We start from the raw sequence: 15,782 nt of genomic DNA, 5'->3' as shown, positions 1-15,782 counted from the left end.
TTAATCAGGCCTAAAAAATCTGTGATTTATAATTCCGGTTTTAGTGACACCTATTTCATATACACCTCTCGTTTTATTCATGAATCCAGGATGTCTGTACCTCCTATATCCATTATTAAGTATTTGAGGATTTCCCTTTAGAATAAGCTTATCGAATGAGTATGGGAAATTGTGGCTTACGGGATCTTGGAGCCCCCGCATTCTGACGTACCGTGCATACTGAACCGAACGCCAAACACGAACACCTTTAGCGAATTGCCAGCAAGCGGCCACTCCTCGCTCCGCCGGAATTAACCATTGTTCGGGGTAAATTTCCTCAATGGGCGGATCACAAAATCGGATCTTGCCTGTATGATCTCTAATGCAACCCATTGGTGGCGCCGGATCGATGGCCCACCGGACTGGCTGCTCAGGAACGAAGCTTGGACTTGGGTCCCAAGCGCCAACTTGGAGACCGTCAGGATCAACGTTATTCAGTGGGCTAGATTCCGCATACAAATATGGATTGCTGCCTCCTTCCAGTCCGATCGGATCAGCCTGCACGTATCGACCTGTCGATGCATCATAATCACGGTAATAATTGTAATAGAGACCGGCGTGCTGCTCGATCTGCCCTGGGAACCCGATCCGGCCATAGCCACTTGGTGTTACGACCGCTCCGCTCGTGTCAGTGGTCACCCCCGGAGTGCCGAGGTGATTTCCCTGCGTCCAAAGCAGCTTCGTGCTAGCGACGTCCGGCACCGCGACCGCAAGCGGCATGTAACCACCGAGACCGTTGCCGCCGCCGAAAGAACCAGCCTCGCCAACCGAGGGCTGCATCCAGATATACTCGGCGCGAAGATCTCCTATGATGGACCCATACTCGCCCGTGATGCGATGGCCTTCGTCATAGACAAAGCGCCGATCATCGACTGCACTGCCGCCTAGCATGGTAGTCAGCCCGACGCGCTCGTCGAACCCATTGTAGAGCATTGCCTGCGCCGAAGCACCCGCCTCGGCATAGCTGACGAGGCGCGCATGACCGTCATAAGTCAGCGTCAGTGCAACACCGGGCTGCACTTCGCCGATCAGATTGCCGCGCGCGTCATGCGTGAAGTTGCGGGTTCCGCCGGTACCCAGCGCGACCGTCGCGATACGGTTCGTTCCGCTCGTGCGCGCGTAATTGTCGCTCTCCGCCGGAGTCGTGTCGCCGACGTTGATGCGCCGCTCAACCGCAATGCGGTTGCCATTCTTGTCGTGGACATAGTCCTCACGTGCGTAGGCGCCCCCCGCGCCGTCTGCGCGCGTCAGGCGATCGACGCTGTCGTAGCCAAAGCTTCGACTGTTCGCGCTGGTAACCAGATCGGTGATCAACGTGATATTATCGTCATCATCATAGCTATAGCTAAGGTGCCATATGTCGGCACCTGTGCCCGTATGCAGCCGCTTGGCCGCAAGCCGCCGGTCGCTTCCCCAGTCTTGTGATAGCTTCAGCCCATTGCCGAGGTCGGCCGATTTCATAGGGCCGAAGGGCTCGTACGTGATGTTGGAGGCGAGCTGCGTCCAGGCGGAGCCGGGATCTGCCCGGGTCTTGACCTCGATTATCCGGCCTTTGCTGTCGCGGACATAGGCAACATCACGGCCGCTTGGATAGCGCATCTCGACGATGCGGTCGGCAAGATCGTAAGTCCAGCTCAACGTTCCAACCGGCTGCGCTTTCACTGTCAGATTGCCGCGATGATCGTAGCCGAAGTTTGTCGTGCCGCTGGCGTCGGTCATACTGGCAAGGCGCCCGACACAGTAACAGCCAGATGCCCCGCCGCTATCGTATGAATAAGTGATAGTTTCCGAAGCGGGACGGCCAACCGGCGTCTTCGCCGTGACGCGCCCCAATATGTCGCGCGTATAATCGACACGCTGGCCGCGGCCATCGATCGCCGCGACGAGATCTCCGGCGACATCATAGTAATAGCTGCTGGTGCCACGGTCCGGACTGGTCTCCTGGATTACCTCGCCAAAACCGTTGCGCACAAAGCTCGTCTGTACGGACACCGCGTCGGTGAACTGCGTCATCTCGTCGCGCGCATTATACTGTGTGGCGGTCGAGCCGGTGTCAGGCGCAAGCGTGGAGGTCAGGCGATTGAGCGCGTCGAACGCCATGTCGGTTGCATAGCTGCGCGGCGACGTCGTGCGCACCGGGTTGCCGTTCTTGTCATATTCCCACGCCGTCGTGCGGCCTGGGCCAAGCGTTTCGGTGAGCATGCGGCCAATGCTATCGAAGGTTCGCGTCGTCGTGCCCCGCACCGCACCGTCGGCCCGCAAAATCTTTTCCTCGGTGACATTACCCATGGCGTCGTGCGAGAAGCTGATCTTCTCGCCATCCGGGGCCGTCATCTCAAGGAGCTGGCCGGCAAGATCATAGGTGAAGCTCAATGTCCCGGTGGCGGGCAGGGTGATGCCGGTCACGCGCCCCTCTACATCATAGTCATAGCTCGTGGTGGCATCGAGCGCTGGCGTCGTTGGATGCTTTACCGTGTTCGACTGTAAGCGTCCGAGCGCGTCATAGGCGAACTGCGTCTCCACGCCATTGGGGTCGGTCATCGACCCCGGACGGCCATTTGCGTCATAGTCGGCGAAGGTCGTGACCTGGCCGAGGCCATTGGTCATTGAGAGCAGATTCCCGGCGCTGTCATAGGTAAAGCTCGTAATATCGTCGAGCGTACCCAATGCCGCTTTCGGCCCGTCGATCGACAGGAGGCGCCCTCCCGGCCCCCAGCTATAGCTTTCCGTTCGCGTTTGTCCCGCGGTGGCATAGGGTAAGCTGTGGGTGGTCGTATCGGTAAGGGTCCGCGTTAAAAGTTTACCTGTCGATCCATAGGTAAATTCGGTACGCAGGCCGGGAACATCGATCCGCGTGGGCAAGTCAAGCGTGGGGTGCCACTGGATTGTCCGTGTTCGTGTCACTCCGGTGCCGGCTGCTTCCTGGATCGACGTGGGACGAAGCTGACCTGCATCGTTTGTGAAGTTCGTCACCGTTCCGCGCGCATCGACCGCCTTCGTCAACAATACGATGCGGCTCCAGCTGCTGGAGAAGGCATAGGTATAGGCGCGGGTTTCGGCGGGCACGCTAGCCGTTGCAAAGCCATCGAAACGCGCCAGTGCGCTCGGCACATTTCGCAGCGCCCCAAGGTTTCGGTAGAATTCATATTTCTCTTCGCGCCCTAGCGGATTGGTGACGGCGCGATAGGTCCGAGAGTTCGGCGCATCGCGGCTGTATTCGATATCGATCCGCCCAAACCCTCCCGCGCGCTCGGAGCTCTTGACCAAGCCATAGGGGTGGTAGGTGTATGTCGAGAGCCGCTGCCCGTTCTGGTCCACCATGCCGGTGAGCGCATAGGGATGGAGGCTATCCTCGTAGAGATATTCCCGGGCCCACAATTCCGTGCCGAGGGCATCCTGCCGGCTGACGCGGGTCAGCTTGTCCTCGCGGCCAATCCGGCTTTCCGTCGATGTGCTGCCATAGCTGTAAACGAGCTTGGTGCCGTCCGGCAGAGCAATCTGACTGATTACCTTGATCTTCGTCGGACCGTCATAAAGAATGTTGCTGCTCGGCCCGCCGCCCGTCGGGACATACACGGTCTGCAATTGGGCTTCTGTCCAGCTCAGCGTCATCTCGCGCCCGAAGCTGTCGGTTATCTTGGTTGGATATTCGCCGGTGTCATCATAGTCGAAATAGCGCGCATAGCCGGTGCTACTGACCTGTTCGATCGGCACCAGATAGCGCATTTCGTCGCCAGCATTATAAGCGCCTGCCCGGCGATACAGCGTATAACTGCCGTCAGCTTCGCTCAGCTTGAATTCGGCGGGGCCATCGACCACGGCCGCGCCCGAGTTGAAGAATGTCGTCCGGTCCACCGTGGGCGTCGTCGTGACCTCGAATTTTCGGCGGGTGCTGCCCTCGGGATGGAGCCCGTCATTATTGTCCGGAACGAACGTCCAAACGGATCGATTTACAGTGTTGGCCGCCTTGAACATGTCATAGCCACCGGTGACCGGCAGATACTCGACCTTGTGTGTATAGGACCCGTAGACAGCGATGCGGCCGGGGAGGATCCCGTGCCAGTTTGGCCCGAAGCCGGGGATGGGCGTTGTCGATTGCCGGTCGGCATTATGCTGCAGGCTCCTGTAATATCTGGCAACCTGAAACAGGCCGTCTGCGGATTCATAATCAACCTGATACTCGGTTTTTGAGCCGGTCGCGATCGACACAGGATTGCCGATCAGCGGGTTCGGCAGCGTCCCGACCGGTTGACTGAGTTCCGTGCAATCGCATTCGGGCTCATTCCCGGAATCCGGGCGGCAGCCGCTTGCTCGGCTGCGGACATAGCCACTCGGGCAGGTAAGATAAACGCTGCCAGGTAGAATTGTGTTGGATCCGGGAGGCCCACCGGATTGACTCGCGATCCAGTTGCATCTGAACACCCAATATGCCCCATAAGTCGGCGGCTGATAGGTCGCTCCCGGGTTATAGGCCTGATGTTGTCGGCGGCACGCTAGGTCGGGAGTTGGGAAATATTCAGTGGCGGACCCCGGAACGCCGGTCGACCATTGGCCCGGCGGATTTGGAGTCGGCGTGGTGCCGGGAAGCGGAGTTTGCGCAAGGCTCGGGCATGCAGCCAGCATCGCCAGAAAGATGGAAACTGCCCGAAAAATTTGCGCAAGCCTAGCCATCCACAGTTCCCCGTGTTGCGAAGGGCTGCTGGAATTGGCCCTTCAAAGCGTGAGATGGAAGGCTAAATAGACCATGAGCGTCGTCAATATGTCAGTCTTCGAATGGCTAAGTTATACGTTTGATTTATTGGATCCAATTTGGTTGTTTCGTTCGAATAACCGATTCTGAAACAGATTTCATTGATTGGGTACGCCTTCAGGTGTGTTACGCATGTTCATGGGTATTGGCGGCCGATAATTAGGGTCAGGATCTGCAATTGCAGAGCTAGGCGGTACAGCACCTTGACGTGACCAGTCGTAGCGCAGGCGGTTTTCCCTGGTCGCAACTTATGGAGATCGCAGATGAGCGCTTATGAGAGCATCATGCAGGGATTGAACGAAGCGCTGGACCATGCCCAGGGTAAGGATGTCGGCGCGCGCGTTCACCGGATCGAGGTGCCCAGCGTTGATGTCGCCGCGATCCGCGCCAGCACGGGCCTGTCGCAGGGCGCCTTCGCGCGCAGTATCGGCGTCGCCAAGGGCACGCTGCTCAACTGGGAGCATGGCCGCAGGCATCCCAGCGGCCCCGCCCAGGTGCTGCTCGCCATGCTCGCGAAGAAGCCTTCGCTGGTGAGCGAACTGCTGCGCTGATCCGCGCCTACACGATCGAGAAGACGCTGCGCACGCCCGTCAACTTCATCGTCCATTCGCTCCATGAGGTGAACGACGGCCTCGCCCATGGCCGCCTCTTCTTCATGGAGATCAAGAAGGACGGGATCGCCCTCTACGAAGCCGACGACACCGATCTGCACACCCCCAGGCCCAAGACGCCCGCGCAGGCGCTGGAGGCGGCGAGGGAGTATTTTGAAGACCACTATCCCGGCGCCATCGTCTGGCTGAACACATAGCGGGATTTGGCGAAGCAGAAGCGCCCCAAAGAAGCCGCCTTCCTCCTCCACCAGGCCACCGAGCGCCTATACGCCGGTCTCCTGCTCACGCTCACCTATTACACGCCTTACAACCATAATATCGCCTTCCTCCGATCGCTCGCCGAAGGACTCTCTCGCCGCCTCTACGGCATCTGGCCCGAAGCCTCCCGCCGCGAGCGCACCATGTTCCAAAAGCTGAAAGAGGCCTACACGAAGGCAAGATACTCAAAACATTACAGGATCAGCGAAGAAGAGCTGGCGTGGCTAAGTGAGCGTCGCGAATAACTTGGTCGTACCATTCACACCATATGCGCCGAACGCCTCCGGCAACTCGAGCAGGAGGCCGGCGTCAGCGGCGTCTGTCCAAAAAGCGTAACCGGACGACCCAGATTTCGATGACACCACCATGGTGTCATCGCTGCACCTGCGGTGCCATCCGCGAGCTGCCTCAAAGCGCTGTGTAGACAACCGCTGATGGCGCGCCCGACCAAGGCCAAGATGCCATAGCTCCCATTGCTGTCAGCCATCCACACACGGCACACAAACGGCGCGATCAGTCTTCGCCGAACCTCCTCCAAATCAAGCCCTTGATCAAACGGCTTATATAGAAGAGGGCTATAGAGAATATGATGAACGCAACAGCTATAGCCGCCAAGGTTCCAATCGCCGGTCCATCGCCAGCGTTCGCCTTTTCCACTGCAAGTGAAATGATCACGCCAAATATAACTAAAAGAGCAAAGGCTAAGTGAAAGAGCGTCCTCCTCCACCTTTTTGATATTTCTTTCCTGGTTATCATAATGATCTACATCCAATGGGGCCTGTGGAAACCTTACCCTCGAATCGAGCTCCAATCGCTCCGTAGGCACCGGCGGCAAGTCGTCCCATCGCGCCGCTTACGCTCAACGGTGAATTTAGATCGCTGGTGACCTCGACACCTCCACCGTCGCCAGCGCCCCCTTGAATAACCGGAGTAACTGAACCGCTCACATTGCCTGCAGCCCCATTCGATCCGCCCAGCGAATAGTTTGGCCCAATTCCGGCGAACAACCCAAGGCCAGCAAGTGGCGTGATCGAACCAGAACCGGAAAATTGGGTGCCACGGAAACTCCCATCACCAACGAGCGGGAGGGATGCGGTGGGCACCGAAACTCCCCCACCGAGCCCCGCTGACACGCCAAGAATTCCCAAAAAGCCGGTAGCCGATACGCCTTCACCAAGATTCGCTCTGGGACCGGTCGGACAGGGTCCTTCCTTTTGCGGCGATTATTCTGTTGACCACCGCACCCAGCCTCTCCACGAAAACCTCATCGCGAGACCAACTAAGAATAACAGGAAAAAAAATGGGATGTCATGAACGGCGCTACGGAACACCTCATATAAGTTAAATCCTTCTGAAAGGATGGCTTTTACTAAAACTATAGCGATAAGGAGAATGAGAAAGTATGCCCAATTTTCCTTCATATCTCTTGAGATTTCTTCTTTATTTATTTTTAGCATGATCCATCTGCCTTTGCTTTCAGCTCATCAATTCGAGCTTGGATATCATTAGCGAACTTCTCATACATTTCCTGCTGAGCAGACAGGAGTTCCCCTAGGCCTACGCCTCCGCCGGCGGTGGCGACCCCAGCCACCCTAGATTGAGGAAGCAAAGCTAACGGCACCGACGCCCAGCTTACAAGCTTTCCTGCGACCATCGAATCGCGGGCATTGTCTTGATATCCGAGCTGGAAGAATCTCAGATGCGCGATGTTGTTCCAAGCGCTTGGCCTTGTGACACGTGCTGTCAGCCTCGATTTTGCCGCCGCCGCTTTATCGCTCAAGTTTTTACAGAGAGGTGTTTGTTCCTTTTGCGGCATCCGCCGCGCGAGGCCGCCAATATTTCCTGCAGCTCCCCTGGCAAAGGCCGGCGTCTTCTCAAAGCTGATCGTTCCGCAGCGCCACCCACTCCTCTCCCGAATATCGCGTATCCATTCCTGGCCTGCAGGACAACGATATCCGGTTACTACAATGTCGTCGGCGCCCAACCCCGACGGATCAACGAAGTTCACCGGATCACTTCCGACATAATTGTACCAGTTCATCCCGTCGGCGTAGCCGATGGGGTCGGTTTGCAGGAACCGTCCGAGGGTGGGGCTGTACATGCGGGCCTTGTAGTACCACATGCCGACCTCGGGTAGCCAGGTTTGCCCCGTGTAGCCGAACCGCCCGGCGTTGCCGGCGCCGGGGATGCCATATTCGTCATAGGCGTTGATCGCGATGGTTGCGCCTGCGCTATCGGTCACGCTCACCACGCTGCCGCGCTCGTCGGCCATCAGGAACCGCCGCGTCGTGCTGCTGATCGCACTGCCTTCATACCAGGCGATCGGGTTGTCGATGCCGGGGCCATGGACATAGCGCCGCTGCACCGCGTTCGATCCGTCATATTCTCCAATCAAGTCGATGCCGTCATAGAGGAACCGCGTCGTCGTGGGCGACTTCACCGTCTGGTAGAGCCGCCCGAGCGGATCATAGGCAAGCGTCGCGCCGCCGGGCGCGGTCTTGAGCAGGTTCTCGCTCGTATAGCTGAAGCTGTTCGTCCCGTCGCTCGTCAGGTTCCCGCGCCCGTCATAGCTGAAGCTCGTCGCCCCGATCGACGCGATCCGGTTCAGCCCGTCGAGCGTATAGCCGCGGTCGACATTATAATGATTGCTCCACGCATAGGCATCGTTGCTCCGGCTCACGCTCGCGATCTGACCCGCCGGGTTGTAGCTGAACGTCTGCGTCAGGTCGTGCGTCGTCGCTGCGCCGCCGAGGTTGTTGGTCAGCGTGTCGAGCCGTGAGGCTGCGTCATAGCCGAAGCTCTGCACGCTGCCGTTGCCGAACGTCACGCTCGTGCGGCGACCGAGGTTGTCAAAGGCATAGTTTGCCAGCACCCCGACGCCCGACGTCGCGCCATTCTCGCGGATCTTCGTGACATTGCCCGCCGTGTCATAGTCGTAGTTGATCGTCAGCACCCCGCCCGGATAGCTCATCGTGAGCCGCCGGCCCGCCGCGTCATAGGTATAGCCGGTCGTCCCAAGCGGGCCCGTCTGGCTGGTCAGGCGCCCAAGTGCGTCCTGCACGAACGTCAGGCTGTGGCTTCCCTGTGTCACGCCGGTTGCGCGGCCCATCAGGTCATAGCTGTAGCTGACATCGCTCTCGCCGCTCGGCAGGTCCTTCGCGGTCAGGCGCCCCAGGTCGTCATAGCTGTAGCCGATTGTGGTTCCATCGCGCAGGCGGCGCTGGGTCACGCTGCTCCGCGCATCATAGGTCAGCCCTTCATAGTCGCTCGCATTGCTGCTGTTCGCGCCCTGCGTCGTCACCGGGTAGCGCGTCTGCGACAGGCGATCGAACCCGTCGTAAACATAGGTGGTGCGGTTATCCTCGGCGTCGATCACATAATCGACCTGGCCGTTCGCCGTATAGGCGGTGCGTACCTCGTTCGCGGCCGCCGCCGCGCCCACCGCGCTCTCGACCTTGGTCACGCGGCCCAGGCTGTCGTAGGAGCTCCGCGTGATCCGGTCGGGGCCATCGGAACCCATCGTCGCCAAGGTGCACGCGCTCGACGGCAGCGAGCTCCACGTCGCCGGGTTCATCCGTAGCGCCGTGCAGAGCAGCCGGTTGTCGCTGTCATAGCTGTACTGCGCAACGCTCACCGCGCCCGCGGTGCCCGACAGCGTCTCCTTCACCTTGTTGCCATTGGCATCATAGACAATGTCGACCGTCAGGGCCGGAACGATCGCATTGAGACTGGCGATCGTCGTGCCGGTCACTGTGCCGGTCTCGGTCTTGGTGACGCGGCCGTTGGTGTAGCTGTGGCGCATCGCCTGGCGCTGGCGTGCGCCCGCCCCATCGGGATCGGGGCCGATCACCCCGCGCAGACGATGGTTCAGACCATAGAAATAATATGTTGTGTCCTCGGTTCCCGCGAGCGGTCCGTCGACGCTCGCGACATTGCTCATCACATCATAGGTATAACCGGTGGTCGCGCTGACCGCCCCATTGCCCGACGCGGTGGTCACGCTGCTCGGCATCAGATTGGGTGTGGCATAGGCGATCGTGACCTTCGTCTCGTTCGCGCTGCCCGAACAGGTGGCCGCAGTCGCGCAGGTCGTGATTTGCGTCACCTTGTATTCGCCATCGGGCACATTGACGAGCGTGCCGCTGCTGTTCCTGATCTGCGCATAGAGCAGCGAATAGACATAGTTGATCTCGGGCCGGGTGCCGCCGCTCGTAGCGGCGGGAAGCTGGATGCGCGTCACCCCGCCATGCGTCGCGTTGTAGGTATAATCAGTGCGCTTGCCGCGTTCGTCGATCGTATAGTTCGGCTTGTTGCACTTCTTGACGTTCGCGCAGCTCGCATCGAATGACGCCGTGGTCACGATGTCGGCAAGCCCCGACCCCGGTTTTGCAACCCGCCGCACCTCCGTCACATTGCCACGAGCGTCATAGGTCCACTGTGAATAATTGCCCTCGGGATAGGTTTCGCGGGTTTTCCGGCCCGACGCATCATATTGATAGGTCGTGGTGTCGCCGGTCGCGTTGGTGACAGACGTCGGCCGCGAGATGCTCGTGTCGACGACATAGGTTTCGGTCGTCGACCCCGGTCCGGTCACCGTGGTCGTCTGCGTGCTCCCGCTCGTCGCATAGCTGTAATCGAAGGCCCCCTCGTCGGTCGTCAGTTGATCGACCCGGTCGCTGCCGTCATAGGTCGCCTGCGTCTGGCCGGGATTGTTCGCTGGTGGGGTCAGGTCGGTGACCTGCTGCGCGACGGTCTCGACCGTGGTGGAGTTGCCGTCCTGATCGGTGATCGTCTGCGTCGTCGTACTGCCGCTCGTCGATTCCGAAATCGTCTGCTCGGCGTAATCGTGGGTGAGGCCGGTGCAGCTATCGGCGGCCGGGTTACAATAATCCTGGCTCTGGTTGAGCGCCATCACGCCAGTCAGCTTATTGAAATCGGGTCCACCAGTTGCCGAAGCATAGCTTGCTTTCAGCATATAGCCGTCGCTGCTCGTGATCGATTGCGTTCGAAGATATTTTACCACTGCGCAGGTCGTACCGATGCAGATCGTTTCTCCGTCGGCGCCCTTGTAATTATATCGCAGCTTGCGGCCGTCGGGCCGGGTGACGCTCCAGAGATGGGCCCGCACAAAGGCCCATTTGGGCTGAAAGAGCGTCACATTCATGATGCGCTCGAAATAATAGACCGTCCCATCCGCTTCCGTATAGGTATACGCTTCGGGTCCTGTCGTCATCACCAGCGTCGACCCGTCGCCGTTTTCGGGGACATAAACGCCGCCGCTCAGCGTGAACTTGACGGTCTTCCCGTGAATGAAGACCGTCTTGTTTGCGGTGCCGTTGCCGGTCACATAGGCATAGAATTTGGAGAAGTTGGTGATACCCGACCAACTGCTTGCAGAACCGAGATCGCCGATGGAAACCGGTTCGGTCGTCACGTTCAGACCGCCCGTCTTTACATCGACACCGCGCGAATCGACGATGGGACGCGTCTCGGTCAGTAGGTCGGCAATAGATTGAGCGTGCGCTGCGGCCGGAATCGTCGACAACACGAAAAGCGTGAATAATACTGCCAGCCGCGCGCCGAACCAGGCGCCGCTCGATCGATCATGCTCCGCCACTTATATCTCCCCCGTTTGCCGTAGTCCCCTCGATGGTTGCGATCAGGGCGGCGCATTGGGCGAGTTTGTCACCTTCACGCGGGTACGGTTGTCGGCCTTGTCATGGGCATATTCGACAGTGACATTGTTGTTCACCGTACCCGTGCGCACGACCTTCACGAGGCGCCCCTTGGCATCATAGGTATAGGTGATGGTTTCCGTGGCAGCAGCGCTTCCCGCCATACCGACCAAGGCAATAGCCAGCATCAATCGCCGCATCGCGCCCCTCCACTTGCGCGCAGCGCCGACGGCGACCGCGCAGATGGGCCGAGGCTATCCCACGGAAATCAGAGGTCAATGCGGCAACAACCAAAACCGACGCACTTCCGTCGGATTTATTATATCCGATTTGGCAGTTTCTATTTCCTCTGCGCAGCCCTTGACGGCATGGCGTGAACGATCCCTGCACCAACGGTGCTGTGCAATGATGCGGCCGTCGTAGGTCCACGTCTAGGAGCCGCCACATGAAGCAAGAGGTTGCCATCGTCGGATTGGATTTGGCGAAGAACGCCTTTCAGGCGCGATGCCGCCGCACCTCCGTCAGCGCGGGGCGCTGCTCCTAAGAGGAGAGGACTATTCCCACGAGGGCAAAGAATGTCCCGCACAGGAACCCTCCAGTCCCCGCCCAGGTCACCCGCCACTCCTGCTCGGCGGTTGACCGTCGCTGCTTGATCATGCCCTCAACGCAGCCAAGCGACCGCGCCAGCTCCTCGCGGGCTTGCTTGACCGATCTGCGGTCCTCGGCGCCAAAAGACCTCGATGCGTCATGGTTTTCGGCGGCAAGGGTCAGCGGCGTGAGACGCATGGCGGGTTTGTCATGGAAGCTTTCGATTTGTTGATCGATACGGTCGAGACGGTCCGCCATATTGCGAAGCGTGGGGGAGTAGTCCGGCATCTTCTCCTTCGCTGCCGTGAGGCCTTCGATCGCCGCGTGCAGGAGCGATATTTCGTCGCGCAGCTTGTCGAAGGCTTCGGTGGCATTCGCGGAAGCCGGGGTCGAGCGAGGGCGTTTTACTGTCATGGCATCGGCCTACATCGATATCCCCATCCCGCGCGAGCGGCCGAGATGCTGCTGAAGGTCGCGAGACAGCGATGCTGTCGCGGCGGGTTTCAGGCCGAGGTCCGCGCGCCGGTTCTGGAGCAGCGACTCAAGCTGCGGGTCGCGTTGCAGGCTCTTCGCCATGTCGTTGAGGTTGGCGCGGGCCTCATTGCGCGCGGCATAGGTCGGGGCCTTGCGCGCCTGCACACTCTCCTTCTGCCAGGAGGCGACGAAGAGCTCGGCGCGCTTCTCTAAATCGGCGGCAAGCCGCTTCTCCGCAGCCGCCTGCCGCGCCTGCTCGCGCGCCGCGCGGTCAGCGGCTGCCCGTTCCGCCGCACGCTCGGCGGCCCGCGCCGCGACCGCGCCGTCCATCGCCGCAATTGCGCCCGCGGTTCGTCCTCCCGCCGCATCGCTGGTGAGTTTGTAGCTCTTCCCGAACGCCTCGCGCAGATCGCTCGCGCCGCCGGTACGCAGCGCATCGAGCGCCTGGTATGCTTCGCGATAGCGCTCGAGCTCGTGCGGCAGCTCCTTGCCGCCCGCGCGACGCACATCGACGATCTCCTTCGTTAGGCGCGCGAAGCGCACGACCGCCTTGTCGAGTTCGGCGCGCGCAGGCGCCCGCTTGATTTCCAACACGGGCTTTTCCGTGGGTTCGCGTGAGGTGGTTAGCTTGAGCCCGTCGAACATGCCACGCTTGGGCTCGGCTGCCTTCGCCCGTTCAGGCACCCGGTAATCGCTCGCCATATCCTTGCCGCGCTCGCGCGAGGCAGCGCGGACGAGCTTGCTCTGGTTCGCAAAGTCATCGCGGCCATAATATAGGTCGACAGCCAAGCGATGCCTGGACAGCGCGACATAGGTCGAGTGGCTGTCTATCCCCGGCGTCGCGAGCACCTGCACCAGATCGACCGTCATGCCCTGCGCCTTGTGGATCGTCGCGGCATAGCCATGGTCCACGTGCGCATAGTCCTTTAGACCGAACGCGACGCGCCGCCCGTCGTCGAGCGCCACGGCTATGCGCGCCGGGCCCACGCTCTCGATGCTGCCGAGCGAGCCGTTCTTCACGCCAAGTTCGCGCTCGTTCTTCAGGAACATGATGCGGTCGCCTGCCGCGAACGTCCGCTCGCCGCGCTCGACGGTGATCGCGACTTCATTGCCAAGCCCACCGCCCGCCTTCAGCCGCTCGCGCACCGCCTGGTTGAGCTCTTCGCGCTCGTCATTCGTATGGGTGAGGATAATACGGCTGGCACCTGGATGCGTCTGCCGATCACGATCCCACGCATCGACCAATTCGGCGCGCGCCGCCTCGCGCGTATCGGCTGCATGCACAAAGCCTGCGTCCGCATAGCGCCCGATCGCTTCGCCTGTCTTTCCCGTAGCGAGCTCGCGCGTCGCCTCACGTTGCCAGTCTTCCTGCTGGCGGCGGATGTCCATGATCTCGACGGCGCCGTGGCGCTCGGCGGCGGCGCGGAACGCCGCGCCGGCTTCGATCGCTTGGAGCTGCTGCGGATCGCCGACGAGAACGACCTTCGCGCCCTGCCGCTCAGCCTCAGATACAACGCGCTCGAGCTGGCGCGTACCGACCATCCCCGCCTCGTCGATGACCAGGACGTGTTTGTCGGTCAGCCGCTCGCGGTCGTTCGCCCATTGATGTTCAAGGCTCGCCAAGGTTCGCGAGCCGATGCCGGAGCCTTGTTCGAGCCCTTCCGCCGCAATACCCGACAGCGCTGCTCCCTGCACCCGATAGCCAGCCGCCTCCCAGGCTTCGCGCGCGACACCGAGCATCGCGCTTTTCCCCGTTCCCGCGTAGCCGATGACATTGCTGACGCCGCGTGCGGACGTGACATGTTCGAGTGCGCCGCGCTGTTCTGCGGACAGGTCGAGCCCGCGCGCCGATGCGCGCGCCAGCGCTCGCTCGCGACGATGTTCGGCAACACCATGATTGCGGCGTGCATCGAGCGTCGTGGTCGCGCGTTCGAGCCGCTGCTCGGTCTCGATCATTGATTTTGAAGTGAAGCGATCATCGCCGCTTCCGTCCCTGCCCAGCGCGACCAGCTCGGGCGAGGATTTGACGGCCGTCATCACCGCGTCGAACTGCTCTTTGCCATCGCTGTTCCGGTGGGCGAACATGGCAAGATCGCGGGTCGTAAATGTGGCCTGACGATGCGTGATTGCGTCGATCGCGATCGACGGGTTGGCGAGGATCTTCTCGCCGTTCGAGCGCGCAATTTCTAGATGTTCGGCGAGCCGGTCGGCCTCGAGCCCCTGCCCCGCCATCCGCGACGCCGCGGCACCGATCTTGTGCTGCGGCTCAAGGTCGATGCCTTGGGCTTCGAGACTGCGATGATCGATGCGTGCGTCGATATCGAGCTCGGCCAAGCGGGTGTTCACATGCTCCGCCCATGCTTCGCGCCAATGCGAAAGAAGCTCCGTGCGGTTCCAGTCGCGCACCTTGGCGCCGAACTCGGCGCTGCCGTCCTCGCCGATACGGATCTCGCGCATCGTCAGCATCACATGCGCGTGCGGCTTTGCGAGGCCGTCGGCGCCGATATCCCAATGGACGTTGAGATCGGCGATCATGCCGCGGTCGACGAACTCGGCTTGCACAAAATCGCGGGCCAGCGCGATGCCCTGCGCTTCACTCATCTCCCTCGGAATGGCCAACTCGATTTCGCGGGCGAGCTGGGCGTCCTTGCGCACCTCCGCCGCCTCGACTTCGTTCCACAGTTTTTCGCGGTCTTGCCATGCCTCGGGCGCGCCGTCGGGTAGCATCACCTCGCTATGAACAACGCCCGCCTTGTTGGAGAAGTCATGCGCACGGCCGAGCCGCTCGTCGTGCAGCCGGTCGGCCGAGCGATAGGCCGCAGCCGCAACCGCGCTGCTGCCGACAGCGCGGGAAATCACTTTTGCCGAGAAATGGTAGATCGCCATGAGGGCTATCCATTTACAGCAAAACGAGCACGTCGGCACGACGTATAAGCGCGCCCTTGCACGATTTGATCGCGCTCGGGACCGTAACATCTCAAGTCATTCCAACGCCTTGCTGGGCTTTGAGACTTCGCATAACTGGTTCGTCCGCTCCCCTCAAACGGAAGGACAGACGATGCGCAAACCGCGAGATTTTGACGCCGAACTCCAGGCCCTCACCGACAAGGCCAAGGCGCTCAAGACGAGGAAGCAAGGCCAGCTCGGCGAGCTGGTGATCACAACAGGCGCCGACGCCTTGTCGATCGAACAACTCGCCGGCGCACTCATCGACGCCGCCGCGGCGGACACTGTAAGGAAGGAGGCGTGGCGCAAAAGCGGCGCGGCCTTCTTTCGCGACGGAGGCGCCCGCGCTCGCAAAGGGGCTGGCCGTAACGCGGTCCGCGCTGCGGGGGACAATACAAGCCCGCAATCGGCTTCAGGCGAAGCGGGCACGGCATGACACGC

At 60.7% G+C, this 15,782-nt stretch carries 10 protein-coding genes; 4 read left to right on the top strand and 6 right to left on the bottom strand.

The features are described 5' to 3' along the window. The gene (locus L0963_RS06420) at positions 1 to 4,710 is read right to left on the bottom strand and encodes an RHS repeat-associated core domain-containing protein (RefSeq protein ID WP_234178882.1); all 4,710 of its coding nucleotides are present in this window, start codon (positions 4,708 to 4,710) and stop codon (positions 1 to 3) included. Positions 4,711 to 5,052: 342 nt separating this feature from the next. Here L0963_RS06420 and L0963_RS06415 point away from each other — a divergent pair, with 342 nt between their 5' ends. From L0963_RS06415 to L0963_RS19805, 3 genes are all read left to right on the top strand, one after another. Further along, positions 5,053 to 5,340: a helix-turn-helix domain-containing protein gene (locus L0963_RS06415; protein WP_053553476.1), complete on the top strand. Its 288-nt coding sequence runs from the start codon at positions 5,053 to 5,055 to the stop codon at positions 5,338 to 5,340. Between the two features lie 68 nt (positions 5,341 to 5,408). After that, positions 5,409 to 5,597, top strand: coding sequence for a hypothetical protein (locus L0963_RS19810; protein WP_326490178.1), 189 nt, complete (start codon positions 5,409 to 5,411; stop codon positions 5,595 to 5,597). A 6-nt stretch (positions 5,598 to 5,603) separates the two neighbouring features. Beyond that, the gene (locus tag L0963_RS19805; protein ID WP_326490177.1) at positions 5,604 to 5,903 is read left to right on the top strand and encodes a HEPN domain-containing protein; all 300 of its coding nucleotides are present in this window, start codon (positions 5,604 to 5,606) and stop codon (positions 5,901 to 5,903) included. A gap of 268 nt (positions 5,904 to 6,171) precedes the next feature. On the opposite strand, the gene L0963_RS06405 is transcribed toward L0963_RS19805, so the two are convergent. The 5 genes from L0963_RS06405 to traA all read right to left on the bottom strand — a co-directional run bounded on the left by L0963_RS06405 (position 6,172) and on the right by traA (position 15,281). Continuing rightward, a complete protein-coding gene (locus L0963_RS06405) occupies positions 6,172 to 6,414 on the bottom strand; it encodes a hypothetical protein (protein WP_234178880.1) in 243 nt (80 codons plus the stop codon). 694 nt (positions 6,415 to 7,108) lie between these two features. Next, positions 7,109 to 11,275 carry an RHS repeat domain-containing protein gene (locus L0963_RS06400; protein ID WP_234178878.1) on the bottom strand — a complete coding sequence of 1,389 codons (4,167 nt, stop codon included), beginning with the start codon at positions 11,273 to 11,275 and terminating at the stop codon, positions 7,109 to 7,111. Between the two features lie 42 nt (positions 11,276 to 11,317). Next, on the bottom strand, positions 11,318 to 11,533 hold the full coding sequence (locus L0963_RS06395) for a hypothetical protein (RefSeq protein WP_234178876.1): 216 nt from the start codon (positions 11,531 to 11,533) through the stop codon (positions 11,318 to 11,320). A gap of 340 nt (positions 11,534 to 11,873) precedes the next feature. Further along, positions 11,874 to 12,335: a hypothetical protein gene (locus L0963_RS06390; protein ID WP_234178874.1), complete on the bottom strand. Its 462-nt coding sequence runs from the start codon at positions 12,333 to 12,335 to the stop codon at positions 11,874 to 11,876. 9 nt (positions 12,336 to 12,344) lie between these two features. Continuing rightward, positions 12,345 to 15,281 (bottom strand): Ti-type conjugative transfer relaxase TraA, encoded by a 2,937-nt coding sequence (gene traA / locus L0963_RS06385; RefSeq protein ID WP_234178872.1) that lies wholly within the window; start codon positions 15,279 to 15,281, stop codon positions 12,345 to 12,347. Here traA and L0963_RS06380 point away from each other — a divergent pair. Next, positions 15,280 to 15,777 (top strand): conjugal transfer protein TraD, encoded by a 498-nt coding sequence (locus L0963_RS06380; protein ID WP_442800549.1) that lies wholly within the window; start codon positions 15,280 to 15,282, stop codon positions 15,775 to 15,777. The two genes, traA and L0963_RS06380, sit on opposite strands and share 2 nt — an antisense overlap. Positions 15,778 to 15,782: the final 5 nt, after the last annotated feature.

It is taken from the genome of Sphingopyxis sp. NFH-91, assembly GCF_021401285.1.
In the GTDB taxonomy this organism is placed as follows: domain Bacteria; phylum Pseudomonadota; class Alphaproteobacteria; order Sphingomonadales; family Sphingomonadaceae; genus Sphingopyxis; species Sphingopyxis terrae_A.
Note: the sequence above shows the minus strand (reverse complement) of the source record. Positions and strands in the feature narration are given on the sequence as shown.